This window comes from Maribacter sedimenticola (genome assembly GCF_900188415.1).
Lineage (GTDB): Bacteria > Bacteroidota > Bacteroidia > Flavobacteriales > Flavobacteriaceae > Maribacter > Maribacter sedimenticola.
Map to the genome: position 1 here is coordinate 368,304 of NZ_FZNV01000003.1, position 26,964 is coordinate 395,267.

The following is a 26,964-nucleotide window of genomic DNA, read 5'->3' on the forward strand; positions in this document are numbered from 1 at the left end:
AATGTAGTATTATTCAACAATTTTTGCCTTTTGCTTGGCATTTTCATTACGCTCTATGGTATGCCCGGGTCTTGACCACTTTGGCTTTTCGCCTAAAGGTTGTAGTTGTGAATCCGCAGCTTCCACAGTTTTGGGCTGGGCCACTTTGGTAAATGGTTTTTGAGGATTTAACCCCAACATTTTGAACATAGCCATGTCCTCATTTACATCTGGATTTGGGGTCGTCAACAATTTATCTCCCGCAAAAATGGAATTTGCACCCGCAAAAAAGCACATTGCCTGACCTTCCCTACTCATTTCCGTGCGGCCTGCGGATAAACGTACTTGAGTCTCTGGCATTACAATCCTGGTAGTGGCCACCATTCTGATCATGTCCCAAATAGAAACCGGCTCTATATCTTCCATAGGAGTACCCTCTACGGCAACCAAAGCATTAATGGGAACAGATTCCGGTTGCGGATTAAGCGAGGTCAAAGCGACCAACATACCTGCCCTATCTTCCAATGCCTCTCCCATACCAATGATACCACCACTACAGACGGTAACATTACTTTTGCGCACATTTTCTATCGTATCCAAACGGTCCTCAAAAGCGCGCGTAGAAATAACATCTTTATAATAATCCTCTGAGGTATCCAAGTTGTGGTTATAGGCGTACAAACCTGCTTCTGCCAAACGTTTGGCCTGGTTTTCCGTTATCATCCCCAGTGTACAGCATACTTCCATATCCAGCTTATTGATGGTACGCACCATTTCCAATACTTGCTCAAATTCCGGACCATCCTTTACATTTCTCCATGCAGCCCCCATACAAACACGTGAACTACCAGATGCCTTTGCCCTTAACGCTTGAGCTTTTACCTGAGATACGGCCATAAGGTCGTTACCTTCTATATCCGTATGGTAACGTGCCGCTTGCGGACAGTACCCACAATCCTCCGGACAACCGCCCGTTTTAATTGAAAGTAGGGTTGAAACCTGCACCGTGTTGGGATCGTGATGTTGCCTGTGTACGGTTGCAGCCTCATATAGAAGCTCCATTAAAGGCTTATTATATATTGCTAAGATTTCGTCTTTTGTCCAATTATGTCTTGCGTCGCTCATATCATCATAGGTTGTTACCAAGTTCAAAAATAACTGAATTTAAATTGAAAATATAATTGGTTGGTTTTAAAATGAAGACTACACTAGAGTCCTTTTCATAACCTATTCATTTTTAGATACTAATATACTTACAGCATTACCACCAAAACCTACGGCATTGACCAAGACCCTTTTGATCTGCTTATTATTCACTTTGTTCTTAAAAAAAGGTGATGGTATAAATTTATTATGTTGAATCATTAAAATTGCCAACTCTAGGTTTAGCATACCAGAAGACGCAAACGTATGCCCAAATTTCCACTTATTGGTCGTTAAAAGTGGCATTGTACTTCCAAACACCTGTTGCACCGCATTAAATTCAGACAAATCTCCTTTAATGGTGCCAGGTGCATGCATAACTATGACATCAATATCGGAAAGGGATAAGTTCCCCATGGCCATTTTCATCGATTTTTGAAAACATTCCGCATTTGCCGATATGGAGGTATTATGTTTTAAAATTTCAGTTGCATACCCAACCCCTTCTATTAGCGCAAGGGCATTGTTCACCGTACCGGTTTCCAAACATGCTACAGTGGCAGCTTCACCCAAAATCATGGAATTGGTCTCCTTTTCAAGATATAAAGCCTGGCAGGGGTACTCCTTTCCAAGTTCATCTACCGGAGGCTCATGAACAGCCGTAGTTCTAGCATAAATTTTTAATGCTTTCATCTGGGCAATGGTAAAATTGGTCAATGGCGCTTCACTAGCTCCTACCAAAAATTTGTCCGCCATTCCGCTATTGAGCCATGCCACCCCGTTCAATACGGAATGTAAGCCCGTGGAACAAGTAATGGAATGGGAGATATCCGGACCTGTGGCCCCAAGGTCATGTGATACCCATGATGATATATTGCCCAACGTTGTTGTAGGTGAGCTTAAGGTTGACGTTACTCCCGTTTCCAAATATTCTTGATGGTATTCCTCAAAAAGTTTTGTAGCGCCCCTTGATGAGCCCATATTAACACCAAAAATTGAGGTATTTTTCCATCCTGCTTGATCAACTGCCTTTCTCGATGCTAAAATTGCAAAGAGAACACTATCGTCCAACTTTTTATATTTATTATCAGAAAACCTTAATTCATCTACTTTAAGCTTTGAGGCTTGGGACAATGGGGCTACCCATACTTGTTGTCCATTGTAATCCTTTAAAGAAAAATAATGATTGTCGCTTAAATAAGCCTTCCAGGTTTCATTCAATGTATCTCCCAAAGGTGAAAGGGAGGCAAGGGCCGTTATGGATATTTTTTCTTTCAATATATTAATCTAAAAAGTATCTAATGCCTTTTTAATGGCGGCATATATTTTTTGAAGTTGTATGTTGGTAATTACATAAGGGGGCAGTACATAAACGGTATTGCCCAATGGCCTAAGCAAAACGCCCCTGTTTAAGAAAAATTGATACAGCTCATCACGCAAGTTGCCATACCGTTCCATTTTCAGTTGTAGGTCTATAGCCAAAATGACCCCCTTGACCCTTACCTCAGCTATCTTTTCATGGTTTTTAACTTCTGCAGCAAATACGTTGTGCTCCTTTTCTATATACTGCCTTCTTTCCTTAATTTCAGAAGAATTTAAAAGGCTAATTCCGGCTAAAGCCGCAGCACATCCAATAGGATGTGCGCTGAAAGTGTGCGCATGAAAAAAACCTTTGTGTACCTCATCACTTAAAAACCTATCATACAGCTTTTGTGAACAACTGGTAATACTTAAAGGGAACATACCTGCCGTAAGCGCTTTGCTCAGACAGATAATATCTGGTTTGTTCACAAGGACTTCAGAAGCGAAATCCGTTCCCGTTTTCCCAAATCCTGTCATTATTTCATCGGCAATACACAGCACATCATGAGTTTGACATAGTTGAATCAACTCATCAAGCCCTTGTACGGAATGAAATTTCATTCCTGCGGCACCTTGTACCAGCGGTTCAAATATAAAGGCCGCACAGCTGTTTTCACTTAAAATATTCGTCAATTGTTTTTTGACCAATTCCAGATTGTTTTCTTGCGGTACAGGAATGCGCACAACCTTTAATAGAAAATCTTCAAACGGTCCATTATACGAAGAAAGTCCAGAAGCACTCATTGCCCCAAAGGTATCTCCATGAAATCCGTCTTCAAATGCTATTAACGTATCTCTTTTTTTTCCATCATTATGAAAATATTGAAACGCCATTTTTATGGCCGCATCAATTGCCGTAGAACCATTATCATTAAAAAAAAGTTTTGCTTGATTGTCAGGTAAAATATTGATAAGCTGTTCTGAAAGTTCAATAGCCGGTTCATGTGTTAAGCCACTGAACATTACAAAATCCAACTTTTGCATCTGTTTGGTCATTGCGGCAATTATCTGGTCATTGCCATGCCCATACATTGTGGTGTACCAAGATGCAATACCATCTATATATTCATTACCGTCCTCATCAAACAAAAGTGCCCCTTTTGCCTTTACAATAGGTAATTGGGGCTTGTTTAACTTATGTTGAGTTAAAGGATGCCACAAATACTTTTTATCTCTAGTTGATAGATTTTCCACGGCCATAAAATTTATAATTCCTCATTTTATCTATCTTGCAAAGATCGGGAAATAAACCGCAAATTTAAGATGTCCTTGAAAAGAAACGAAAATGTATTTTATACCATTTCCAAATGGAAAAATTCAACCATTCTTTTATTCTTTTTTTGCATCACCTTTTTTATACGGTTCCCTTTTTTCTTCAGGGACTATATTGACAGGGACGAAAGTACGTTTATATTACTTGGGCAATCTTGGGCCAACGGTTTTTTGCCCTATACCCAATTATGGGACTTAAAGCCCCCGTTAACCTTTGCTTTCTTTGCCTCCATAATCACCCTATTCGGCAAAAGCTTTATTGCCATTAGATTAGCAGGAGTGTTCACCGTTTTGATTACAGCATTCTTTACCTTTAAAATTGCACGTACCATATTGGCCAAAACATCATCTATAATTGTTGGCGTGGCCTGTATTGTATTGCTCAGCTTGTTTGGCAGTTTGCAAGGTGTAATGTCAGAACATATCTGCGTTGCTTTCTTTGTTCCCGCAATCTACCTAATACTGAAAAAAAAATCTGCGTTTGCCATCTTTTTTGCCGGACTGCTCATGGGAGTTACGGTAATGGTCAAACTGAATATGGCATTCCCCATATGCTTTATTGGCCTGTTCCTTTTGTACGAAGCATTGCTTACTAAAAAAAAGAAGGGTTTTTTAAAAGTCATTTTATTTGGTATAGGAATACTTACCGTGATTCTCGCTACCATAGTCCCTTATTATATAACCGGGCAAACCTTAGTATGGTGGAAATCAGTAATTCTGGCCCCTTTGGAATATACCGAGGCTAGAAGATACTCATTCCTTAAACTTGCTCCTATATTCGTTATTATAGGTTTGTTTCTCATCTATGCCTATAAAAACAAATACATTGATTTTAAAAACAGAACCAACCAGTTACTGCTGGTCTCTATTTTTGGGATATTGATATCGTTTATAAAAGGCGGAAGGATAAACGGCCATTACCTCATACAATTACACCCTCTATTTCTAATCCTTTTGGGCATAGTGATTTCAAATATTTTATTACGTTATAAACCAAGAATACCGGTTTTCCTTGCATTTGTAGGAATGTTGATACCTGCAGAAAGTTATTTGGAATATATCAATGTCGCCAAAAACTATTATGAAAAAAATACACTTTATAATGGCGAGGGTTTCTCTGTACCACAATATATTACAGATCACAATTTAGAGACCAAAAACATACTTTTTTTTGAATACCATATTGGTTATTGGAATTTAAATACGCTACCGCCCACCATTGCGGCTACACATCCCAGTAATATTTGCAGGGATGAACTGTTCCCATTTTTCAACAACCCAAGAAAAATTGCTATTGAAGAATTACAATACATTATGGAGGTCATACGGCCCAAAACGGTAATCACAAGAAAAGGCAAACGGATATTCGACAAGAAATTGATAGAAGTAAATACCTATATAGATGATTACCTTTCTACACATTATGTAAAACTGGCCGATGTTGAAAATGCAGAAGTATTACAACGACTAGAGCGACCTTAATATACCCTCAAATTTATCGGCATATTTTTTAATCACTTCCTTGGTAAACTCCTTTTCCTCATCTATTCTACCGATCAAGGATACACCAGTTTTATGCAATATGATATTCTCGGTCTGCGGATTTGCTTCCCCACTGAACAGTACGGATACATCATAACCTTTATGTAAAAGCCAATTGATCGTCAATAAAGAATGATTAATACTGCCCAGATAATTTCTGGAAACTACTACCACCTTGTAGTCTGGCATAATAATATCAAACATGGTATCCTCATCATTTAAGGGCACCAATATTCCCCCAGACCCCTCAATGATCAAATTATTATCGGTTTCCGGTTCATTGATATGGAACCTATCTATTCTAATACCTTCCAACTCTGCCGCGGCATGCGGACTCATAGCTGCCTTCAACTCATAGCTGCACGGATGAAACTTAGATTTTTCATTGGAAATCAACCTTTTCACCTTATCTACATCTGTATTGTCCAAATCTCCTGCTTGCACAGGTTTCCAATAATCTGCTGTTAAAGCTTCGGTAAAAATAGCAGAAGCAATTGTTTTGCCTACTTCTGTTGAAATTCCGGTCACAAATATCTTTTGCATTATATACTTACTTTGAGTTCGTAATCATTTTACAATTTAGGCACTTATACTTTCTTTTTTCAAAAAATGGAAAAAGTTTATAAAATACCCCCTTACTGTTATAATATGGTTCTGATCGTTTTGCCTTACAATTTGGACATACAATAGGATCACCTTGTTCATCTACGGCATAGGCCCTGATTTCATCATAAATAGCAATTGCCCTTTCCTTATCCTTTGAGTATACCTGCAATTTTACGCCCCCAATGGCATTGCTAATAAGAGGATCGGAATTTAAGGTATTCTCATCCCTTAAAAAAACCGGAATACCCTCTGACTCCAGTTTACCCTTTACAATCTGTACATCGGCAACATATTCAAAACTAGCCAATTGATAAAATTTATCTTCCATGCCCATACTAAATAAAACTGGATAACAATTTAAGCAATAGTCCTATTTCTTCCTTGGAATTAAAGCTATGCAAACAAATTCTAAGTCGCTCTTGACCTTCGGCCACCGTTGGAGATACAATGGCTTTAATATGAAATCCTTTATCCAATAGTTTTTTGGATACCGTCTTTACCTTTTTTGTGCCAGGGACCACACAACATTGTATAGCTGTATCGCTAGCAATAAAATAATCATTTAATTTATATGCTTTGACCTGATCTTTAAAAAATGCAATATTTTCCGCTAAGCTTACTTTTGGCTCTTTACTTAATTCATTAAAAAATGTATGGGCCGTAAGAATAGTGGCCAATGTATGTGGCGTTAAGCCTGTGGTGTATATTAACGGTTTTGCAAAATTGACCAAAAACGCCTTAAGGTCATTACTGCCCAAAACCGCTGCACCATGACACCCAAATGCTTTTCCAAAGGTTATGGTCCTTGCGAAAACATCTTCCTGCAACCCCAATTTTGCCACTAGACCTTCTCCATTTTTACCCAACACGCCACCGGCATGGGCCTCATCAACAATTAAATGATAGCCGTTAGTTTTGGTATAATCCGCAAAAGCTTTTAAGTCGGGAGAATCTCCATCCATTGAAAAAACACTTTCGGTAGCCACATAGACCACACTATCTTTTTGATCATTTCTCGCCAAATTCAATGCAATTCGGTCTTTTAGGCTAGACAAATCATTGTGTAAGAAACTATATGATTTTGCATTGCTTATTCGTATCCCCTCACGAATACTTGCATGAACATATTCATCATAAAATATAATATCACCACGTTGTGGTACGGCGCTGAACAAGCCAAGGTTGGCATCATAACCAGAATTGAAGACCAATGCTTCCCCCGCTTTATAAAAATTAGCCAACAAAGGTTCCAATTGGCCGTAAAGTTTGTGATTACCGGACAGAAGACGCGACCCTCCTGAACCATTGGAAGCTATCCCTTCATTTAAAAGCACCTGAAAGGTTTTGGAAAACAGTGTTTCATTATTGGCAAATCCCAAATAATCGTTGGACAAAAAATCTATTAGACCACTCATTGAAGTCAACTGCCTAAAGGTGTCCTCTTCCTTACGGCCTGCCAATAATTTTACTAACCTAGCGGGTGTTTTACTCATTGAGCAAAAATAACTTTTCTATGAATTGAAACGGAAGTTTTTAATGAAATGAAGAATTATTTACTTCTAAATTTGAGAAAAAATCTGTTTTTTAAGAAAACCCATTTTGAATTACCAATTACTATCATTTATAACGTTGATAAATAGGAGTTTACATTTCTTTTAAGTCAAAAATAAACGCGAAATAATGTTTAAATGTTAAAGAATAAACATATTTTTGCACAATTTTTAAGGAATTTTCCTACTATTAATATTGTATATTGCTATTAGCGCTATATTTTTTTTCTGATTGATTGGCTATGAAAAGAGATAAAATTGCAGACAAAGAAAGATTAGAAGCTTTAGGTTCTTATACTATTATGGATTCTGAAGAGGAATCCCTATACAATGATATCACGGCTTTGGCAGCAGCTATATGCAACACCCCTATAAGCCTCATTTCTTTAGTGGACGATAATCGACAATTTTTTAAATCGCATCATGGATTGGAATTAACTAGTACTACACTAGATGATTCTTTTTGCAAATATTTAATTCTTGATGATTTAGATGTTTTAATCGTAGAAAACCCAAACCAGGATAAACGATTTTCAGAATATGCTTCTGTCAAAGGAGATTTGAAAATTGGTTTCTACGCTGGAGTTTCCTTAACTAACGATGATGGATATCAATTAGGTTCATTATGTGTCATGGACCAAAAAACAAAACAACTCAATGAGCTGCAAATAAATGGCTTAAAAACACTTGCCAAGCAGGTCATACAATTATTTGAATTAAGAAAGTCAAAAAAAATATCACGGCACCAAAAAAATAAATTAGAACAAAAAGGGATTCTTCTTGACAACATCGTTTCTGCAACTGGTATTGGTATTTGGGAACGGGATATCAAGAATAATTTAATGAAATTAAATTATGAATGTCTAAAAATTCTAGGTTATTCCGCCGAAGCCAAAAAAACCTTACAATATTCTGATTGGGAAAATTTTATACATCCGGAAGACCTAAAATTGGTCAAGGCAAAACTAGAACGATGTTTTGAGCATAAGACTGAAATTTATGATATTAAATACCGAATTATAAACTTAAGCGGGCAAACTAATTGGGTTCATGATAACGGTAAAGTTTTGTCCTGGGATGACGATCAACCGCTTTTAATGTACGGTACCATCCAGAATATTACGCAGAAAGTAAATGATGATTTTGAACTGGTAAAGCTTAAAAATAACCAGGAAGCCATTATCAATAACACCAAAGATCTTTTGTGGTCTGTTGATACCGAATACAGATTAATAATGGCAAACAACGCCTATCATGAATTGATCAGGGACAATATTGGCTATCAGTTTAATGTTGGGGACGTCGTGTTTTCAGAAAATTTTGATATCGATATCAATAATAAATGGAAAAATTATTATGCAAGGGCATTAAATGGAGAACAGTTTTCTATTAAAGGTAAATTTCACAACCCCGCAAAACTTAGAACTACCTATGGGTTGACCTCTTTTAACCCCCTTTATGACAACAATGGTAAATTATTAGGTCTTACCTGCTATTCTAAAGACATAACATCAGAGGTTTTGTCACAGCAGGTATTGATAAGTGCTAAAGAGGAAATGCAAAAAATAATGGATGCATCCTTGGATATCATTTGCACCATAGATGAAGAAGGATATTTCTTGAGCATTAACAAGGCCTGTCAAAAAATTTGGGGATATGAACCAAAGGACTTGATCGGTAAGCAATATATAGGTTTTGTACATGAAGAGGACAAAGAATTGACCTTGAACGAAGCATTCGCAATTTTAGAAGGTGAAAAGGTTACGGGATTTGAAAATAGATACATCCACAAGAACAATACTATAGTACCCATGCTTTGGTCCGCAAATTGGGACGATAAAGAAAGGGTAGTATACTGTATAGCCCGTGATATAACCGAGAAGAAAAAAGCTGACGTACAGCTTGCACAATCAGAACGCCGATTTAAATCTTTGGTACAAGATGGTAGTGATTTAATTGCCATATTAAATACAGAAGCCAATTTCCTATATGTAAGTCCTACTTCTACCAGAATTTTGCAAACAACCCCAGAGGAATATTTAGGCACCAATGCATTTGACTATGTACACCCTGAAGATTATGATGAAGTCCTAAAACAATTTTATAAAATCTTGGAAGTACCCCAAACCAAGATTAGGCCATTTAGGTTCAGAATCAAAAACAACCAATATATTTGGATGGAGACAACGGTTACCAATAAATTGGACGAACCTTCCATAAACGGTATTGTCGTAAATTCACGAGATGTAAGTAACCGTGTCAACTACTTAAAGGCCATTGAAAAACAAAATGCAAAATTAAAGGAAATTGCATGGACACAATCCCATGAACTAAGGGCTCCTGTTGCAAGATTAATGGGCTTGGTTAATCTTATTAGGGACGAAAATCATGATCTTGATTTTGAAGAAAAAAACCGTATGCTGCAATACATTATAGATTCTGCAGATGAAATAGATGTGGTCATAAAGAAAATTGTAGACAGTACCGTACAACGAATGAATATAGAAGAAACCGAATGAGTTATAAAATAATTGTTATAGAAGATGATCCAATATTTACCTTTTTGTTGGAAAAAGGTTTAAAGGCAACTGGTATTACAGGTGACATAACTTTGTTCACTAACGGATTAACGGCTATCAACTTTTTAAAGGAAGATTATAACAACGACAACAACTATGTTGTGTTTTTAGATTTGAATATGCCCGTAATGAACGGTTGGAAATTTATGGAACATTTTGAAGTCCTTGCCAACCCTTCAAATTGTATGGTTTTTGTATTGACCTCCTCAGGCAATAAGCTAGATATCGATAATCTTATGGCTAGCCCATTAGTGACGGATTTTGTCATAAAACCCATAAATGATATTGTTTTCAAAAAAATTAAAAATGCAATTCAATCTAAATTTGGAGAATAATTCTTTCTTCACGCTTAATAATTAGAATCAAATTTTACAAACATGCATTAGCTTCATTATATTAGCTAAAAACATTGTATGCGTTATTTGTACCTAATTTTTCTCTTTTTTACAGCACTATCTCTTAGTGCGCAAACGATAAATTATTCCATATCTTTTGATAATGCCATACACCATGAGGCCGTGGTTACGGTAAACTTTCCAGATATTGATCAAGATACATTGTCCGTAAGAATGAGCAGAACATCTCCGGGAAGATATGCCTTACATGAATTTGCCAAGAACGTTTATGCTTTTAAAGCCAAAGATGCCCAAGGTAATATACTTAAAATATATAGGCCCAACCCATATGAATGGCAAATTACCGGGCATAACGGTAATGTAACAATTGAATACATCTTATTTGCAGATAGAGGGGACGGCACCTATTCACAAATAGACGAATCTCATGCGCATTTAAATATACCGGCCACATTTATTTATGCTCCTTCTTTAAGCGACAGACCCATTGAAGTTGATTTTGTAAATAGAGAAGATTTAGAATGGAAAATTGCCACTCAATTAGCAAAGGTTAAAAACAATACTTATAGCGCTCCAAACCTTTATTATTTTATGGATAGCCCCACAGAACTAAGTAACCACAAGGTAAGGGAATTCATTATTGATGATCAAACCGTAAAACTTGCTCTTCATGACCCAGGAACTGAAGAAGAAGCAGACAAGTATTTTGAGAAAGTAAAAAAAGTAGTAACTGCCGAAAAAGAGGTGTTCGGTGAGTTGCCACAATTCGATTATAATACCTACACTTTTCTAGCCTGCTATATACCAAACGCATCCGGTGATGGCATGGAACATAGAAATTCAACAATACTAACAAGCACAAGAACATTGGCAAATGGTGGTATGGATGGTAATATAGGTACGGTTTCCCATGAGTTTTTCCATAGTTGGAACGTGGAACGTATACGACCAAAATCTTTGGAACCTTTTAACTTTGAAGAGGCAAATATGAGCGGAGCCCTATGGTTTGCTGAAGGTTTTACAAGTTATTACACCAATCTTATATTATGTAGAGCAACACTTATATCTCCAGAAAAATATATTGAGGGATTGACGGGTACATTTAATTATGTTTGGAATTCGCCGGCCCTACAATTTTTTAATCCTATTGAAATGAGCTATCAAGCTCCTTTTGTAGACGCTGCAACCTCAGTAGATCCCGTTAATAGGGAAAATACATTTATATCTTACTATTCCTACGGTAGTGTTTTAGGTTTGGCGCTGGACCTTTCCCTAAGGGAACAAAAATTGAACTTAGATGATTTTATGAAGCTTGTTTGGTCTCAATATGGTAAAACTGAAATACCTTATACGCTAGAAAATTTACACCAAACCTTGAACAGTTATGCCGGCGAGGAATTTGGTAACCAATTTTTCAATAATTACATATATAAGAGTGGTATGCCCAAATACAAGGAACTTTTAGAAAGTGTTGGTGTTTCTATTTCTCAAGATTCCAATACTGTATATTTTGGGGCAGCGGTAACAATTTCCAATGAGAACAATGGTATAATTAAAAGTAATCCAACTATAGGAAGTCCTGCTTATACCGCTGGTTTGGACAAAGGTGATTTAATTACCCACATAAACGGTAGGCCATTGCAAGAAGATATTGCATTCAATGCTTTATTGAAACAATTTAGGCCAACAGATAAGCTTTCTATTGACTTTATAAGAGATGGCAATAAAAAAAATACCGTGTTAACGCTTGAACCGGATCCACACTATTCCATTCAATTGATGGAAAAAACAGAAAATTTACCTTCTAAGCAAATGCTTAAAGCTCGTAATTCTTGGTTAAAACTGTAATAATGGAAATCAATTACACCAGTGCAAGTACTACGGAAGAATTAATGCAAATTCTTTCTATACAACAAATGAATTTAAGATCTTCCGTTACCGCTACGGAGATGGCAAGAGAAGGATTTGTCACCGTTGAACATAGTTTGGAACTTCTTACTAAAATGAACAATGCTTTTCCGCATACTATTGCCAAACACATGGGTAAGGTAGTTGGTTATGCACTATCCATGACACAAGATTTTAAGGATGATATTTCCGTTCTAAGACCAATGTTTACGGAAATAGAAAAAAATCATCTGCAGAATTATATTACCATGGGTCAAATCTGTGTTGCAAAGACCCATAGAAAACAAGGTGTTTTTAGAGGGTTGTACGCGGCAATGCAAAAAATAGCCTTTCCTACTTATACCAGCATCATAACTGAAGTGGATGCCACGAATAGCCGCTCTTTGAGCGCCCATTATGCTATTGGTTTTACAAAAATATGCACCTATAATTCCTTAGGTCAAGATTGGGAATTAATTGCATTAAAAACAGGTTGATATCAAGAAGTAATGCTAGAGCTATTTAACTTCTTTCCAAGTATAATTATTTGGTTCAGTTGCATCCAGAAGATCAATCTCTAGTATTTTTGCAATATTTTCACCAAATAGATAGGCTTGTTGTTTAGATTCACTTTCATATACATTAAAATGTCTATTTTTTGCGTACCATAAATTTGCTTCATATATAAAATTACCGTCAACTAATGGTTGTTTGAAAACCGATACATACTCAATTTCGGGTAATTCTTTCCATATCCCATATCTTATTGGACCCACACCATATTGAAGTTTATATCTCTTGTTTTGCAAATCAAAAAGAACATCCTTTACGATAGAAAAAGTCAAAGCTCCAGGTAAAATAAAAAGAATAATTTTTAATGTATGGATTCCCTTAATCAATGAAGGCTTAAAATCCACTATATAAAAAAGAAGTAAGGATACTATTGCAGTATAATGAATAGCGGCAATTATCAGGTGCCATAAAGGACGATTACCTTCGGATATAATTACATTCTTTTTTCTCACTCCCTTTAAAACGATAAAAGCCATACGATATGTATGGCTTTTTATAACATTTTATCTCCTATTGAATTTTAATCCGCTAGTACAATAACCTTATTATTCTTTAATTCAATGGTACCACTAGTTATAGGTAGCACAGTGTTTCCATCAGAATCTTTACTGAATTTTGATGCATGAGCCTTTTCCAAAGTCACATTTCCGGCAATTTTAACCTTCCCTTCCTGTAACAAAGAAACTATTGGAGCGTGATCTTTTAACATCTGAAACTCTCCGTTAATACCGGGTACGGTAACAGATGTTACTTCTCCCGCAAACAAAGTGGCCTCTGGTGATACAATTTCTAAATACATATTTTTTAAGTATTCAGTACTCAGTATTCAGCATACAGTAGCAAACAAAGTGCAAACTGTTACTGCTAACTGCTTACTAGTTCTAAGCTTCAGTCAACATTTTCTCACCAGCCTCGATCGCTTCTTCTATAGTACCTTTCAAGTTAAAAGCAGATTCGGGTAAGTGATCCAATTCACCATCCATAATCATATTAAATCCTTTAATGGTATCCTTGATATCTACTAAAACACCTTTTAGACCTGTAAACTGTTCTGCTACGTGGAAAGGCTGGGAAAGGAAACGTTGTACACGACGTGCCCTACCAACTGCTAATTTATCTTCCTCTGACAATTCTTCCATACCTAAAATGGCAATAATATCCTGAAGTTCCTTATAACGTTGCAAAAGCTCCTTTACCCTTTGTGCGCAGGCATAATGATCTTTTCCTAAAATTTCAGCAGTTAAAATTCTAGACGTAGAATCTAATGGATCCACAGCAGGATAAATACCTAGCTCAGCAATTTTACGAGATAATACGGTTGTAGCATCCAAGTGGGCAAATGTAGTTGCCGGAGCTGGATCCGTTAAATCATCCGCAGGCACGTATACCGCTTGTACAGAGGTAATAGAACCTCTTTTTGTTGATGTAATACGTTCTTGCATTGCACCCATCTCCGTTGCCAATGTGGGTTGGTAACCTACCGCAGATGGCATACGACCCAATAGTGCCGATACCTCTGAACCTGCTTGGGTAAAACGGAAGATATTATCAACGAAGAATAGAACATCTTTACCTTGACCTTCACCAGCTCCATCACGGAAATATTCCGCTATGGTCAACCCAGAAAGAGCAACCCTTGCACGGGCTCCAGGTGGTTCGTTCATTTGACCAAAAACAAAAGTTGCCTTTGATTCTTTCATTATATTTTTATCAACCTTGTTCAAATCCCAACCGCCTTCTTCCATAGAATGCATGAAATCATCACCATATTTGATAATACCGGACTCCAACATCTCACGAAGTAAATCATTTCCTTCACGTGTTCTTTCACCTACACCGGCAAAAACAGAAAGTCCACCATGTCCTTTTGCAATATTGTTGATCAACTCCTGAATAAGAACCGTCTTACCAACACCTGCACCACCAAATAATCCAATTTTACCACCTTTTGCATAAGGCTCGATCAAATCAATTACCTTAATACCTGTATATAAAACCTCTGTTGAAGTCGAAAGATCCTCAAATTTTGGAGCCTCCCTGTGAATTGGCAGACCATTATCTCCAGATTTAGGTAAATTGCCCAAACCATCAATAGCATCACCGATTACATTGAACAAACGACCATAAACATCATCCCCAACAGGCATTTGGATCGCACTTCCCGTAGCCACTACTTCAACACCTCTACTTAGACCATCGGTAGAATCCATAGAAATGGTTCTAACCGTATTTTCGCCAACATGGGATTGCACCTCTAAAACCAAAATTGACTTATCCTTGTTTACAATTTCCAAGGAATCATAGATTCTAGGTAGATCAGCACCTGATTGAAATTCTACATCAACCACTGGCCCAATGATTTGCGAAACTTTACCTGTAACTTTTGACATTACTTTTATGTTTATGTATTACGTTTAATATAACCTTAAAAATGCTCTCATTTTCAGGCTGCAAAGATATGCTATTCAATTTTAAACAAAAACTGTTTTTTAGCTTTTTTACAAAACTAAAAAGGTGCCCTGAGAGCACCTTTATTTATTGATAATTATATATTCCATTACTGTAACGTGGGAGAATAATTTGTAGGATAATCACCTACATCAAGCAAATTGCCCGATGCCTCAAAGTTTGAACCATAAGTAGCATCAATGGCCTTCATGAACTCATTTGCCAACAACGCATACCCGCGTGCAGTAGGATGTACACCGTCCAAAGAAAATGCACTACCCGTCACCAAACTAGAGGTTAACGTAAAATCACCACTGGTAATACCACCATTGGCCAACTGGTTCAATAAGGAATTTGCATCCACCAATGCAAGACCGGCTTGGGCGGCCGTTGCTTCAATAATTTGGTTGAACGCCTCAATAGCCACTGCAATTTCTTCTTGTTCACTAGGAATTAATACCCACTTGTCCGCAAGTGGTACGGCAACTCCATTTACCGATAAAGGATTGCCCGGTACCGCAAGTGTACCAATAAAATTTGATGCCGTTAATACCAATAAATCATTAGCCGTGGCCTGTCTAATTTTTGGCAATGCAGCAAATGCCGGATTAATAGCTCCTAAATCCGTCAATGATTCATCCTCTATGACTACCGCATTATTAGGTCCTTCGACAAAATTTATCGTTCTGGCCTCTAATTCTTCCTGTGTAAACAATCCTGTACCTGCCAAAGCGCCAAAGGCAGCTTGCAAACCACCATTATATTGTGCATAAGCCCCGTTCACCGCAGCTGCAGTAGCAGCATCCAGAGGTACCGGATTATGGGGAACTGTAGTAAAATGCGGAATATCTACCACATTAGGAATATTGGCAACCACTCCTTTTGCACCTCCTGCGGTCAAGGTTGCGATCAAAGCTCCATAACTACCATCAAAACCAACACCTGGCACTCCGGAAACCGGAGTTATTGGGTTAGTACCGTCACCACCTGTAGTTGCATAGCCCAGTACATCATTATTACCTATCCAAAGAGAGAAAAAGCTAGGAGCTTGACTTACTGCCATTTCCAATACGCTAATATCAGGTGTATTTCCTGTCATCCTTACGAAATAGGGGTTTGCCAAACCTAAAGATACATTTGCCAAATTACCATATCCTGGCGCCAGTAGATGAAAGCTTTTAGCTCCTGGTACGCCTAGATTATTAAATGGACCGGTAGGGTTGTTCAATACTATATCCGTCGAAACAGTAACCGATGCGCCCAAAGCAGCTTCTAACGGTACAGGACCAGCACCTCCAAAAACCAATCTAGGGTCTTGAATTCTTTCTCCACCGGCAGCAAGTCCACCAAAATTATCATTGGTAAGCGGTTGTACAAAACTTCCGCCACCCGCTAAACTAAATTTCTGGGACAATAAATTTGGCAACGACATACTTTGACTAGCTTGGAACAAAGCTCCGTCCGTAAAACCTGCAGTCAATGAATTGCCCAAGGCCACATAATTTGAAAAATCAGCAGAGCCAGCGGTCAATTCAACAGGGTCTTCCACAATCACTTCTGGTGAAAGATCAACATCTTCTGGATCATTACAAGCCGTAAAAGCCAAGATCCCTATAGAAATATATATAAATTTTAAATTTTTCATTTCAACTCCTTATTTAAAAATTAGTTGTTAATAGTCCAAGATAAGTAGTACATAGACCCTATAAATCCAGTACCGAATGCAGTAAAATATTCTTTATTAGTAAGGTTGGTACCTCCTAGTTTGAACGTGGACTTAATACTGGGCACATCATAATTAATCTGCGCATCCACTACATGAAATTCAGGTACTACACCATTACCGAAAGTAGCTTCCCAGAAATAATCATCGCTAAATCTATAGGATACGTTGAAACCAAAATTATTGAACAGTTCCTTGTTCCCAAAAGAAGCCTTGAATTTATGCTCTGGAGTGTTGAAATTCAACATTACATCTGGGTTTGCATCGCGGTCAAAATCAAGTTTAGTAAAAGTGTAACTTCCTTCCAGATCAAAATTACCAAGTACTTTCATACTTAACCCTAGTGAAGCACCATAGGAATTTACATCTGCATCTGTATTTGTATATGCACTATAAGCTTGGAAATCCCCGTTTGAAATTGCCGCAATGGATAAACCACCATCACCAACAGTACCGTAATATGGGGCAACAACCACTTCCTGGGAAATAAAGTCTTGATAAGAATTAAAATAAGTACTAAAATCAATTACCAATTTATCAACCTTTCCCCTATAACCTACTTCAAAGGAAGTTACTTTTTCGGGCTTTATAATATCAGGGTTGGCTACTTCCAAATCGGCAGGATTTCCCGTTTCCGACAAACGAGTTACGGATGCTGCGGAATAAGAATTGTTATATGCCGCCGCCCCGGTTTGGTTTATTGTACTTGGCTGCCCTAAAAGCTGACCACCTCCACTGACTTCAAAATCCCTGGAATAACGATCCAAATTGTTTGGTGCGGACCCCACCAAGATTGCCCTACCTGCATCTAACCCAATAAAAAGATCTTGGGTAGTTGGGTTTCTAAAACCAGTTTGCGCAGAGGCCCTTATGTTATGATCTCTGTTCAGGGTAAAACCTGCAGATAACCTAGGCGATATAAATCCGTCAAAAAATTCTGACTTATCATAACGAATAGATCCGGTAAGTTTTAAGCTCTTTTCATTTTGAAAAGGCAATGTCTTTTGTACTTGTGAATAAATACCAAATTCAGAGTAATTTATGGGTCCATCAAAATCAGTATATATAGTACCGGAAGAATTTAAACTGTATTCCCTAAAAGAACCCCCAACCTGAATTTCTGCCCAATCTATTAAATGGCTGAAATTGTAATTGGCATCTGCATGATAGTATTTGGATGCATCCTGAAATTTTGATCCCGTTGTCAAATCCGGATCGTTGATACTTCTATCAAAAGCAGCTTGAAACTCCGGGGTTCCAGGCAAAAACCTACCTGTCTCCGCTTGAGCCCTAGCCGCAGCATGTGCTTGCTCATCGGTTGCTCCTGCCAAGGTGGCCTGTACATATGTACCGGTGTATTCACCAAACCAAGTGTTGTCATCTTTCCAAGCCCTGTTAATATTAATACCTGTAAACACCATGTCATAAGAATCACCGGCTTTATCAGCTACTACATAGCCCCTTACAAAGAAGTTGTCGTTCTTTACTTCCAACTTGTGCTGTTCCTGAAAAAACCCAGCTATATTGTACCTGTTGGTTCCTTGGTAAATTGTATTACCCGTACCTACCTTACCTACATAGGACAATTCCAGACTATTATCTTCAATTGGCCTATAATATAGACCCCAATCCGCTTTAATACTTTCCGCATTGTAATTGGTCAACACATTTTCATTATAACCGGTTCTACTTACAATTTGCGAAGGAACCAATGCATTTGCACCGGCAGGTAAAATACCTAATCCTTCTAATGTAAGCGCCACATCCTTAATATCTGTTGCAACCTCATCACCATAGACATTGATACCGTCATAATTTAAATCTGCCCTAGTACCACCGGGCCTAGTCTTATCCACTTCACTTGTAGCGGCCCAATCCGTACCTTTCAAATAACCAAAATTGACCTTTCCCGCAAATTTATCGCTGAATTTATGAGCAGCCCTAATCCCAACATCCGTATAGGCGTTATCCCCTGCAGATTTTTGAGAAGTAATACCTCTTTTTATAGAAACACTTATTCCTTCATGGTCAAACGGACTCTTACTGCGCATAAACAATATTCCGTTAAATGCATTAGCACCATACAATGCCGATGATGCCCCAGGTAATAATTCCACACTGGAAACATCCGTTTCTATCATACCTACCAAGTTTCCAATAGGAAAATTAAGCGCGGGGGTAGAATTGTCCATACCATCTACCAACTGCATAAATCGAGTATTGGCAAAGGAGGCAAATCCTCTGGTATTTACCGATTTAAATGTTAAACTGTTCGTATTTACATCAACTCCCTTTAAATTTTCCAAACCGCCATAAAAATCTGCAGCCGTGGTACTTTTTATTTCGGAAATACCAATTCTTTCTACTGTAACGGGGGATTCAAAAATTCGTTCAGGGGTTCTTGATGCCGAAATAACGACCTCATCCAAAAATGTTTGGGATTCTGTCAAAATAATATTTACCGTCTGATTATTACTTGTAATCGTTTCGGTGGCATTTGTATACCCAATACTTGAGACTTCTATTTTAAAAGGTGGAACCTCAGAAGTTTCTAAATTGAAATTACCGTCAAAATCCGATACAGTCCCAATAGTTTTACCAACAATAACAATATTGGCCCCGGGGATAGGCTGGTTGTTCTGATCAACAACCGTACCATTGATATTGGTCTGTGCAAACCCTAAGGTTCCAAAACCAAACAATGCTAAAAGTAGTATTGCTCTCATTCTTAATTTAAGTTTAAAATTAGTTCGGGCTCAAGATACAGATTATTTTATCTCGAAAATATTAATTTGAAAAAAATTATGCATGCATAGTATTATTTTGATAATTATACCCTATATATATTGTGTATTGCGCAAAAAAAAGCGGTATGGATTGCTCCACACCGCTTTAATATAATTTATCTTACTTCTATTCCACCGTTACCGATTTGGCTAAATTTCTGGGTTGATCCACATTACAGCCTCTCATTACCGCAATATGATAAGAAAGTAGTTGCAAAGGAATGGTAGTCAAAAGTGGAGTCAAACTTTCCAACGTTTCCGGGACCTCAATCACATGGTCGGCCAAATCTCTCACTTGTTCATCACCTTCGGTAACAATAGCGATAATCTTACCCTTCCTTGATTTAATCTCCTGAATATTACTTACTACCTTTTCATAATGTCCTTTTTTAGTGGCAATAACGAAAACAGGCATATGTTCATCAATTAATGCTATAGGTCCGTGCTTCATTTCCGCGGCAGGATATCCTTCTGCATGAATATAACTTATCTCTTTTAATTTTAACGCCCCTTCTAAAGCTACTGGGAAATTATATCCTCTACCCAAGTATAGACAATTGGTAGAATCCTTGTATACATCAGCAATAATTTCTATTAAAGCATTGGACTCTAACGATTTTTCAACCTTGGAAGGTATTGTTTCCAATTCCGTTAAATATTCACGGTATTTGGTTTCGGAAAATTCACCTTTTGCCTTGGCCAACCTTAAGGCCATTAACGTTAATACTGTAATCTGTGTAGTAAAGGCCTTTGTAGAAGCAACACCTATTTCAGGACCCGCATGCGTATATGCACCTGCATCTGTCTCTCTAGCAATAGAGGACCCTACAACGTTACAAACACCAAAAACAAATGCACCTTTCTCTTTTGCAAGTTTAATTGCCGCCAAGGTATCCGCTGTTTCTCCAGATTGGGATATCGCAATTAAAACATCCTTATCCGTAATAACCGGATTTCTATACCTGAACTCAGACGCATATTCAACCTCAACAGGTATTCTTGCCAAATCTTCAAAAATATATTCCGCCACCAGACCTGCATGCCATGAAGTTCCACAAGCCACTATGATGATTCTATTGGCATTGATGAATTTCTCCATATTTTGCTCAATACCGGACATTTTTACCAATCCTTGATCTGCCAATAATCTACCTCTGTAGGTGTCCTTTATAGCCCTAGGTTGTTCGTAAATTTCCTTTAACATAAAGTGGTCATATCCACCTTTTTCTATTTCCTCCAAATTCATTTGCAATTCCAAAATCCTTGGATACGCAACTGAATCATCTTTAATCTTTCTTAATTTAATCTCCTTACCCAATCTAATGATAGCCATTTCCTCATCTTCAAGATAGACGGCATTATTAGTAAATTCGATAAATGGCGAAGCATCCGAAGCAATAAAAAATTCATTGTTGCCAATACCAATAGCCAATGGGCTACCTAATTTTGCAACTACAATTTCATCTGGCTTTTCAACATCAAATACGGCAATTGCGTAGGCACCAACAACTTGGTTAAGCGCTATTTGCACCGCCTTACCCAACTTCACATCTTCCGTTTTCTTAACTTCCTCTATTAAATTGACCAATACTTCAGTGTCCGTATCCGACTTAAATACATAACCCCTTTTGGTCAACTCCTGCTTAATGGCCTCATAATTTTCAATGATACCATTGTGAATGATTACCAGATTTCCTGAATTTGAATAGTGCGGGTGGGAATTAACATCATTTGGAACACCATGGGTAGCCCAGCGGGTATGACCAATTCCTATACTTCCTTCCAAAGAAATCTCCTTGGCCTTGTTTTTTAAATCCTCTACCTTTCCCTTAGTTTTAGAGAGGTTGATTTTGTTCCCGTCATACAACGCAATACCTGCACTGTCATAACCACGATATTCTAATCGCTGAAGACCTTTAATTACTATGGGAAAAGCATCCCTATGACCTATATAACCTACAATTCCACACATATAACTATTATTTGCTGACTTATTTTTTAATTATCCTACACGAAAATATACCATCGTGACCAAATTTTATACTATTTAAGGTATACAACGTGAATAATCTATAAAATGATATACGAATACCAAATTAATTATAGGAAATAGAAATAGGTTTACCTAGTCGGCCTTTGTATAAAAAATCTCAAGCCTTAAACGCTTATCAAAATTAGGATCGGTACTTGGCACATTACTACCATACAATACTGTTCCCAATGGAGTTAAATTAGAAGTTGTTGCTATAGATTTTTCTTCTCCCGTTACTTTGGCCGGTGCTACGTTCCAATTTTGGATATTGGTAGACAAGGTCAATGCCAGAGTGGCATTAGCAGAGTCCCTCACAACCAAATTGTTGATATGGTCTGTTATCTTAACAGAATATTTCACCCCTTTTCCATCCGTTTTTTGCAAAATACCATCGTAATTCAGAAAAAGCCCCGTTATTGGATTGGCCTCAAGGTTATTTTGTTCTGTATTTTGATTGATCAAAGGAAAGTTGTTTTCTGAATTATAAAGATATAGCCTTATTGGCTCCAAAGCACTACCATTAACATCCAACATCTCCCTATCTACATAGAATACCAGATTGGCTTCATTGATTACCCAGTTTTCAGCACGTATTTGTTCAACAATACTTTCCCCTCCATTCTCCTCGAACAAATTAATTTCGGCATAGGTACCTGGTCCTCCTTTTAAATATATTCTTGATGCATTTTCCTCATTATCCAAAGATTGTGCAATTTCCGGCGAATAACTTTCAGCTGTAATCGTATTTACGGCATTACCGCTTACGGATCCACTTGATATTTGGGTCAAAAAGTTAAGAACAAAATCTTTCTCTTTTTTTACGTTGACAATATCATCACTTGTATCATCTGCTGTTCCATTGGTATCATAACTATCGTAACTATAAGTCACGGTAATATTGGCTGTTTTAAGGTCGAACATAAAGTAAACCTCATTACCAACTTCGTCCGTAATTGAAAAGTGTAGCCCCCTTAAAAACTCCTTAAAATTAGCTTGGCTCAATAATTCCGAACTTCCTTCCTTGTCCAAAAGATTGGTTTGAAAAAATTCATTATCCAATTTCACGCGAATTCCCGGATTCAATTTTGTATTGGTCAATGATTCATCTACCTCCGTAGTTGTCTCATCATCCTCATTAGGTATCAATTTTTCTTTATTATCAATTTTTACTTCACCGTCAAACAATACATCTGAAACAAATGATGGTGAAATTTCTTGAGAAGTAAAATATTCCTGTGATTCTTGAAAATTAGCATCTGGATCAAGGTCCCTTAAATAATACGTAGACCTTTCTACCTTTAAATTAAATGTAGGTAGATTCTCATCTGTTATAGCATCGTAATACAGACTGTTATCAAACTTTTTTCCGTTGATATAAATACTGTCCAATTCTACACGCTCCGCAAAATTATTTGATATGATCGCTTCTCCATTATCATCATATAAACCGTCACCATCAGCATCTACACTACCACTATCCAATGGATCAGTTCCTGCAGCCGTTTCCAAAATATTGGATACACCATCCAAATCGTTATCATTGTCCGGATTCAAGGGTTCATTATCAAATTCATCATTCACCCCATCATTATCACTATCCGGAGTTATGGACTTTGCCAAAAAGGGGATATACAGATATACCTCCTCTACAGTTTCATTTTCCTGAATAACTGTAATGGCCTCATCTGCACTGCCTGCGTTATTTTCCTTTTCTTGAGAAAAATTACCGAAAGTTGGGTTTTGCAAGGACAATAATACTTGAGAAGTTACAGAAGCCCTTGTTTTACCATATATAGGGTCATTATAAGTCCCAATTTGATATATTGGCAACTTATTGGACTGTACCGCCTCTATATTCTTGTTATACACAAATACATCATAGACTTCCTGTCCTGTAGTAAAAGGTTCGTTACCAACAACTCCTGCGCCTACCGTAGTCAAATCTTGCTCACAAGAAACCAAAAAAGCCAATATCAAAAACAATCCCACAAACCTGGGAGTGGCGGACTTATCAAAAAAATTCATTCAGATTATTTTAAAACTTCTGTGTTATAAAAATTAGCATACGCCTCTTCAAATTCCTGCACAGGTACGTATGGCAACACTGGTTTTTCTTGGTTGGATATATGGTTCTCTAATTCTTCCGGAATTTCTTCCGAAGCTAAAATAATTGCATCCGCGTAATCTACGGCCACCTTTAACAAATTATTATAAGTAGGCTCTGCCAAAGAAGAAATAGCTTCTTCAGGAATACCATCAAATGCAATTTTTTTGATCATTTCAGGATCTAAAGTGCCATCAAAAGTTTTACCGTATACGGACAACACGATCTTACTGTCCCCAAACAAAGGCTCATCCGCGTAGTATTTTTTAAGATATAATGGCAAAAGACTAGCCATCCAACCATGTACGTGAATAATATCCGGAGACCAATTTAATTTCTTAACCGTTTCCATGACCCCTTTAGCAAAGAAGATCGCTCTTTGGTCATTGTCAGGAAACAATACTCCTTGCTTATCAGTAAACGTAGCCTTTCTCTTAAAATATTCTTCGTTATCAATAAAATAAACCTGAATACGTTCTTTTGGTATTGATGCAACCTTAATGATCAATGGCATATCCATATCATTAATTACCAAATTCATACCGGAAAGACGTATTACTTCGTGCAGTTGATGCCTCCTTTCATTGATATTCCCATAACGTGGCATGAATATCCTTATCTGGCCACCATTGCTGTTGACCATTCTAGGTGCTTCATAAGACATTAGGGAAACTTCGTTTTCGGGTAAGTAAGGAACTAATTCAGAAGATACAAATAATATCTTTTTACCATTCATAAAGGTTATATTTTATTTTTCACAAGAACGCAAGTGCAAAATTACAAAAAATATAGAGATTAGCAGTAATTATAGTAAGTTTGCTCGCTAAATTACATTTTACATGTTGGTAATCAAGACCAAAAATGACCTGAGGGCAGAACTGGATAAAATTGACAAAGAGCAGAGTCTGGGCTTTGTACCTACAATGGGCGCACTTCATGAAGGGCATGTTTCCTTAATCGAAAGAGCGGCAGAAGAAAACAATTATATTGTTGTAAGTATTTTTGTAAACCCTACACAATTTAATAATAGTGAGGATTTGGAAAAATATCCTAAAACTTTGGAAAATGATATTAACCTTATTGCTTCGGTAGCAGATGAAGCTATTGTGTTTGCACCTTCCGTTAGTGAAATCTACGAGAAAAATGTCATCCATAACCTATATGATTTTGACGGATTGGATAAAGTAATGGAAGGTGAATTTAGAGACAACCATTTTAATGGAGTAGGTACCATAGTTGAAAAATTGCTTAGGCTAGTGTCTCCCAACAAAGCTTATTTTGGAGAAAAAGATTTTCAACAACTAAGGATCATTCAAAAAATGACAGAATTACAGCATTTACCCGTTGAAATACTAGGCTGTGAAATTGTACGTGAAAAAAACGGTTTGGCAATGAGCTCCCGAAATGAAAGGTTAAGCGATACAATACGACTAAAAGCGGCGTTCATTTACGAGACGCTAAAAACCGCTAAACAAAAATTTGGCACAGAAAATGTTATAAGTATTAAGGATTGGGTCCATAAGGCCTTTGAGCAAAACGGTGATTTTCAGTTAGAATATTTTGAAATAACCGATAGCGAAACCTTGACCCCGATCAAACAGAAAAGCAATAATATTAAATACAGGGCGTTTATTGCAGCCTATGCCGAAAATGTTAGGCTTATAGACAATTTAGCCCTTAATTAACTAATTTCGTAAGATGCAAGTACAAGTTGTAAAATCAAAGATACATAGAGTAAAAGTCACTGGTGCCGACCTTAACTATATAGGCAGCATTACCATTGATGAGGACTTAATGGATGCCGCTAACATAATTAGGGGGGAAAAAGTACAAATTGTTAACAATAACAATGGTGAACGTCTTGAGACCTATGCAATACCAGGTCCTAGATCTAGTGGTGAAATAACATTGAACGGTGCGGCAGCAAGGAAAGTTGCCGTAGGAGACATCCTAATTCTCATTACTTACGCTTGGATGGACATAGAAGCTGCCAAAAAATTTAATCCTTCATTGGTGTTCCCTAACGAAACAAACAACTTATTGAATTAAATTTGACGACCGGTCTAAAACATAAATTAAAGATTATACTCCCAATTGCATTGGGAGTTTTTTTAGTTTGGTATTCCTATACCAATACTACTCCCGAAAATAGGTCGCAAATAGTATTCTATATTAAGGAAGCCGACCCCCTTTATGTCTTTCTTTCCGTGCTCATGGGTATTTTAGGCCATGTATCAAGAGCTATTAGATGGAACTATCTTTTGGAGCCTCTTGGATATAAACCACGCATAAAGAACAATATACTGATTATACTCACCTCTTATTTTGCCAATCTTGGAATACCTAGAACTGGTGAGGTGCTAAGAGCTACAGCACTTACTACATATGAAAACGTACCCTTTGAAAAAGGATTTGGGACCATAGTCACGGAAAGGGTCATAGATGTAATCATGCTGTTGGCCATAGTTTTAATTACTTTTTTATTACAGACAGATATAATAATGTCCATGCTCATTGAGCGAGGCATTAATTTTACCGGCATCCTTTTATTACTTGGGGCAGGCATATTGTCCTTTGGAATATTTATTTTATTTATTAAAAAAAGCTCAACTGCCTTTGCCAAAAAAATAAAAATGTTCGTAAAAGGCCTTTTGGATGGTGTTTTCAGCATTTTTAAGATGAAACATAAATGGTTGTTCATCTTTCATACATTATTTATTTGGGCTTGTTATATTGGCATGTTCTGGGTCATTAAATTTACGCTTCCTGAAACCCTGCACCTCTCCCTTGGGCAATTATTGGTTGCATTTATTGCAGGTTCATTTGCCATGGCAACCACCAATGGCGGAATAGGTCTTTATCCTATTGCAGTAAGTAGTGCTTTGGCCATTTATGGCATAAGTGCTGTTTCCGGAGATGCATTTGGGTGGATCATCTGGATTGCCCAGACAATGATGATAGTTGTTTTCGGTGCAATATCTTTTCTTCTATTACCGTTATTAAACAGAAACAAATAGTACCA

At 37.3% G+C, this 26,964-nt stretch carries 22 protein-coding genes; 8 read left to right on the plus strand and 14 right to left on the minus strand.

Annotated elements, in window-relative coordinates:
• Positions 1–9: 9 nt before the first annotated feature.
• From bioB to bioA, 3 genes are all read right to left on the minus strand, one after another.
• Positions 10–1,104: a biotin synthase BioB gene (gene bioB, locus CHB68_RS10955; protein WP_089260919.1), complete on the minus strand. Its 1,095-nt coding sequence runs from the start codon at positions 1,102–1,104 to the stop codon at positions 10–12.
• Positions 1,105–1,206: 102 nt separating this feature from the next.
• Positions 1,207–2,400 carry a beta-ketoacyl synthase N-terminal-like domain-containing protein gene (locus tag CHB68_RS10960; RefSeq protein WP_089260920.1) on the minus strand — a complete coding sequence of 398 codons (1,194 nt, stop codon included), beginning with the start codon at positions 2,398–2,400 and terminating at the stop codon, positions 1,207–1,209.
• A 9-nt stretch (positions 2,401–2,409) separates the two neighbouring features.
• Positions 2,410–3,678 carry an adenosylmethionine--8-amino-7-oxononanoate transaminase gene (gene bioA, locus CHB68_RS10965; RefSeq protein WP_245838917.1) on the minus strand — a complete coding sequence of 423 codons (1,269 nt, stop codon included), beginning with the start codon at positions 3,676–3,678 and terminating at the stop codon, positions 2,410–2,412.
• A gap of 75 nt (positions 3,679–3,753) precedes the next feature.
• On the opposite strand from bioA, the gene CHB68_RS10970 reads away from it, so the two are divergent.
• Positions 3,754–5,238 (plus strand): ArnT family glycosyltransferase, encoded by a 1,485-nt coding sequence (locus CHB68_RS10970; protein WP_245838918.1) that lies wholly within the window; start codon positions 3,754–3,756, stop codon positions 5,236–5,238.
• Here CHB68_RS10970 and bioD read toward each other — a convergent pair.
• Genes bioD through CHB68_RS10985 form a run of 3 tightly spaced genes read right to left on the minus strand, consistent with a single transcriptional unit; the run spans position 5,224 to position 7,397 of the window.
• Positions 5,224–5,841, minus strand: coding sequence for a dethiobiotin synthase (gene bioD, locus CHB68_RS10975; protein ID WP_089260923.1), 618 nt, complete (start codon positions 5,839–5,841; stop codon positions 5,224–5,226). The genes CHB68_RS10970 and bioD overlap by 15 nt on opposite strands.
• 7 nt (positions 5,842–5,848) lie before the next feature.
• A complete protein-coding gene (locus CHB68_RS10980) occupies positions 5,849–6,232 on the minus strand; it encodes a putative signal transducing protein (RefSeq protein WP_089261261.1) in 384 nt (127 codons plus the stop codon).
• A 7-nt stretch (positions 6,233–6,239) separates the two neighbouring features.
• On the minus strand, positions 6,240–7,397 hold the full coding sequence (locus CHB68_RS10985; protein ID WP_089260924.1) for an aminotransferase class I/II-fold pyridoxal phosphate-dependent enzyme: 1,158 nt from the start codon (positions 7,395–7,397) through the stop codon (positions 6,240–6,242).
• 299 nt (positions 7,398–7,696) lie between these two features.
• Here CHB68_RS10985 and CHB68_RS10990 point away from each other — a divergent pair, with 299 nt between their 5' ends.
• The 4 genes from CHB68_RS10990 (at position 7,697) to CHB68_RS11005 (ending at position 12,773) form a co-directional block, all read left to right on the plus strand.
• The gene (locus CHB68_RS10990; RefSeq protein ID WP_089260925.1) at positions 7,697–9,973 is read left to right on the plus strand and encodes a PAS domain S-box protein; all 2,277 of its coding nucleotides are present in this window, start codon (positions 7,697–7,699) and stop codon (positions 9,971–9,973) included.
• On the plus strand, positions 9,970–10,368 hold the full coding sequence (locus CHB68_RS10995; protein WP_089260926.1) for a response regulator: 399 nt from the start codon (positions 9,970–9,972) through the stop codon (positions 10,366–10,368). Before CHB68_RS10990 ends, CHB68_RS10995 begins: the two co-directional genes overlap by 4 nt.
• A gap of 78 nt (positions 10,369–10,446) precedes the next feature.
• Positions 10,447–12,237 (plus strand): M61 family metallopeptidase, encoded by a 1,791-nt coding sequence (locus CHB68_RS11000; RefSeq protein WP_089260927.1) that lies wholly within the window; start codon positions 10,447–10,449, stop codon positions 12,235–12,237.
• A 2-nt stretch (positions 12,238–12,239) separates the two neighbouring features.
• Entirely contained in the window at positions 12,240–12,773 is a 534-nt protein-coding gene (locus CHB68_RS11005) for a GNAT family N-acetyltransferase (protein ID WP_089260928.1), read from the plus strand.
• Positions 12,774–12,794: 21 nt separating this feature from the next.
• Here CHB68_RS11005 and CHB68_RS11010 read toward each other — a convergent pair whose 3' ends face one another.
• The 8 genes from CHB68_RS11010 to CHB68_RS11045 all read right to left on the minus strand — a co-directional run bounded on the left by CHB68_RS11010 (position 12,795) and on the right by CHB68_RS11045 (position 24,678).
• Positions 12,795–13,325: a hypothetical protein gene (locus tag CHB68_RS11010; RefSeq protein WP_089260929.1), complete on the minus strand. Its 531-nt coding sequence runs from the start codon at positions 13,323–13,325 to the stop codon at positions 12,795–12,797.
• A 44-nt stretch (positions 13,326–13,369) separates the two neighbouring features.
• On the minus strand, positions 13,370–13,648 hold the full coding sequence (locus CHB68_RS11015; protein WP_089260930.1) for a F0F1 ATP synthase subunit epsilon: 279 nt from the start codon (positions 13,646–13,648) through the stop codon (positions 13,370–13,372).
• A gap of 82 nt (positions 13,649–13,730) precedes the next feature.
• Positions 13,731–15,239 carry a F0F1 ATP synthase subunit beta gene (atpD, locus tag CHB68_RS11020; protein WP_089260931.1) on the minus strand — a complete coding sequence of 503 codons (1,509 nt, stop codon included), beginning with the start codon at positions 15,237–15,239 and terminating at the stop codon, positions 13,731–13,733.
• A gap of 167 nt (positions 15,240–15,406) precedes the next feature.
• Complete coding sequence (locus CHB68_RS11025) at positions 15,407–16,942, minus strand: SGNH/GDSL hydrolase family protein (protein WP_089260932.1); 1,536 nt, start codon at positions 16,940–16,942, stop codon at positions 15,407–15,409.
• 20 nt (positions 16,943–16,962) lie between these two features.
• Positions 16,963–19,746 (minus strand): TonB-dependent receptor, encoded by a 2,784-nt coding sequence (locus CHB68_RS11030; RefSeq protein ID WP_089260933.1) that lies wholly within the window; start codon positions 19,744–19,746, stop codon positions 16,963–16,965.
• A 187-nt stretch (positions 19,747–19,933) separates the two neighbouring features.
• A complete protein-coding gene (glmS, locus tag CHB68_RS11035; protein ID WP_089260934.1) occupies positions 19,934–21,778 on the minus strand; it encodes a glutamine--fructose-6-phosphate transaminase (isomerizing) in 1,845 nt (614 codons plus the stop codon).
• Between the two features lie 153 nt (positions 21,779–21,931).
• Complete coding sequence (locus CHB68_RS11040; protein WP_089260935.1) at positions 21,932–23,863, minus strand: DUF4270 domain-containing protein; 1,932 nt, start codon at positions 23,861–23,863, stop codon at positions 21,932–21,934.
• A 5-nt stretch (positions 23,864–23,868) separates the two neighbouring features.
• Entirely contained in the window at positions 23,869–24,678 is an 810-nt protein-coding gene (locus CHB68_RS11045) for a glycogen/starch synthase (RefSeq protein ID WP_089260936.1), read from the minus strand.
• A gap of 103 nt (positions 24,679–24,781) precedes the next feature.
• Between CHB68_RS11045 and panC the strand changes: the two genes are divergently transcribed.
• The 3 genes from panC to CHB68_RS11060 are packed head-to-tail and all read left to right on the plus strand — an operon-like array spanning position 24,782 to position 26,959.
• Positions 24,782–25,627 (plus strand): pantoate--beta-alanine ligase, encoded by an 846-nt coding sequence (gene panC / locus CHB68_RS11050; protein WP_089260937.1) that lies wholly within the window; start codon positions 24,782–24,784, stop codon positions 25,625–25,627.
• Between the two features lie 13 nt (positions 25,628–25,640).
• The gene (gene panD / locus CHB68_RS11055; RefSeq protein WP_089260938.1) at positions 25,641–25,991 is read left to right on the plus strand and encodes an aspartate 1-decarboxylase; all 351 of its coding nucleotides are present in this window, start codon (positions 25,641–25,643) and stop codon (positions 25,989–25,991) included.
• Positions 25,992–25,993: 2 nt separating this feature from the next.
• Entirely contained in the window at positions 25,994–26,959 is a 966-nt protein-coding gene (locus CHB68_RS11060) for a lysylphosphatidylglycerol synthase transmembrane domain-containing protein (RefSeq protein ID WP_089260939.1), read from the plus strand.
• The last annotated feature ends 5 nt before the right edge of the window (positions 26,960–26,964 follow it).

Excerpts from the sequence above, each read along its gene's own strand:
- CHB68_RS11005 (WP_089260928.1), top strand. The coding sequence starts at position 12,240 with ATGGAAATCAATTACACCAGTGCAAGTACTACGGAAGAATTAATGCAA.
- CHB68_RS11000 (WP_089260927.1), top strand. The coding sequence starts at position 10,447 with ATGCGTTATTTGTACCTAATTTTTCTCTTTTTTACAGCACTATCTCTT.
- CHB68_RS10990 (WP_089260925.1), top strand. The coding sequence starts at position 7,697 with ATGAAAAGAGATAAAATTGCAGACAAAGAAAGATTAGAAGCTTTAGGT.
- bioB (WP_089260919.1), bottom strand. The coding sequence starts at position 1,104 with ATGAGCGACGCAAGACATAATTGGACAAAAGACGAAATCTTAGCAATA.
- CHB68_RS10980 (WP_089261261.1), bottom strand. The coding sequence starts at position 6,232 with ATGGAAGATAAATTTTATCAATTGGCTAGTTTTGAATATGTTGCCGAT.
- bioD (WP_089260923.1), bottom strand. The coding sequence starts at position 5,841 with ATGCAAAAGATATTTGTGACCGGAATTTCAACAGAAGTAGGCAAAACA.
- CHB68_RS10985 (WP_089260924.1), bottom strand. The coding sequence starts at position 7,397 with ATGAGTAAAACACCCGCTAGGTTAGTAAAATTATTGGCAGGCCGTAAG.
- panC (WP_089260937.1), top strand. The coding sequence starts at position 24,782 with ATGTTGGTAATCAAGACCAAAAATGACCTGAGGGCAGAACTGGATAAA.
- glmS (WP_089260934.1), bottom strand. The coding sequence starts at position 21,778 with ATGTGTGGAATTGTAGGTTATATAGGTCATAGGGATGCTTTTCCCATA.
- CHB68_RS11045 (WP_089260936.1), bottom strand. The coding sequence starts at position 24,678 with ATGAATGGTAAAAAGATATTATTTGTATCTTCTGAATTAGTTCCTTAC.
- CHB68_RS11010 (WP_089260929.1), bottom strand. The coding sequence starts at position 13,325 with ATGGCTTTTATCGTTTTAAAGGGAGTGAGAAAAAAGAATGTAATTATA.
- CHB68_RS10995 (WP_089260926.1), top strand. The coding sequence starts at position 9,970 with ATGAGTTATAAAATAATTGTTATAGAAGATGATCCAATATTTACCTTT.
- CHB68_RS11040 (WP_089260935.1), bottom strand. The coding sequence starts at position 23,863 with ATGAATTTTTTTGATAAGTCCGCCACTCCCAGGTTTGTGGGATTGTTT.
- CHB68_RS11030 (WP_089260933.1), bottom strand. The coding sequence starts at position 19,746 with ATGAGAGCAATACTACTTTTAGCATTGTTTGGTTTTGGAACCTTAGGG.
- CHB68_RS11025 (WP_089260932.1), bottom strand. The coding sequence starts at position 16,942 with ATGAAAAATTTAAAATTTATATATATTTCTATAGGGATCTTGGCTTTT.
- CHB68_RS11015 (WP_089260930.1), bottom strand. The coding sequence starts at position 13,648 with ATGTATTTAGAAATTGTATCACCAGAGGCCACTTTGTTTGCGGGAGAA.
- panD (WP_089260938.1), top strand. The coding sequence starts at position 25,641 with ATGCAAGTACAAGTTGTAAAATCAAAGATACATAGAGTAAAAGTCACT.
- atpD (WP_089260931.1), bottom strand. The coding sequence starts at position 15,239 with ATGTCAAAAGTTACAGGTAAAGTTTCGCAAATCATTGGGCCAGTGGTT.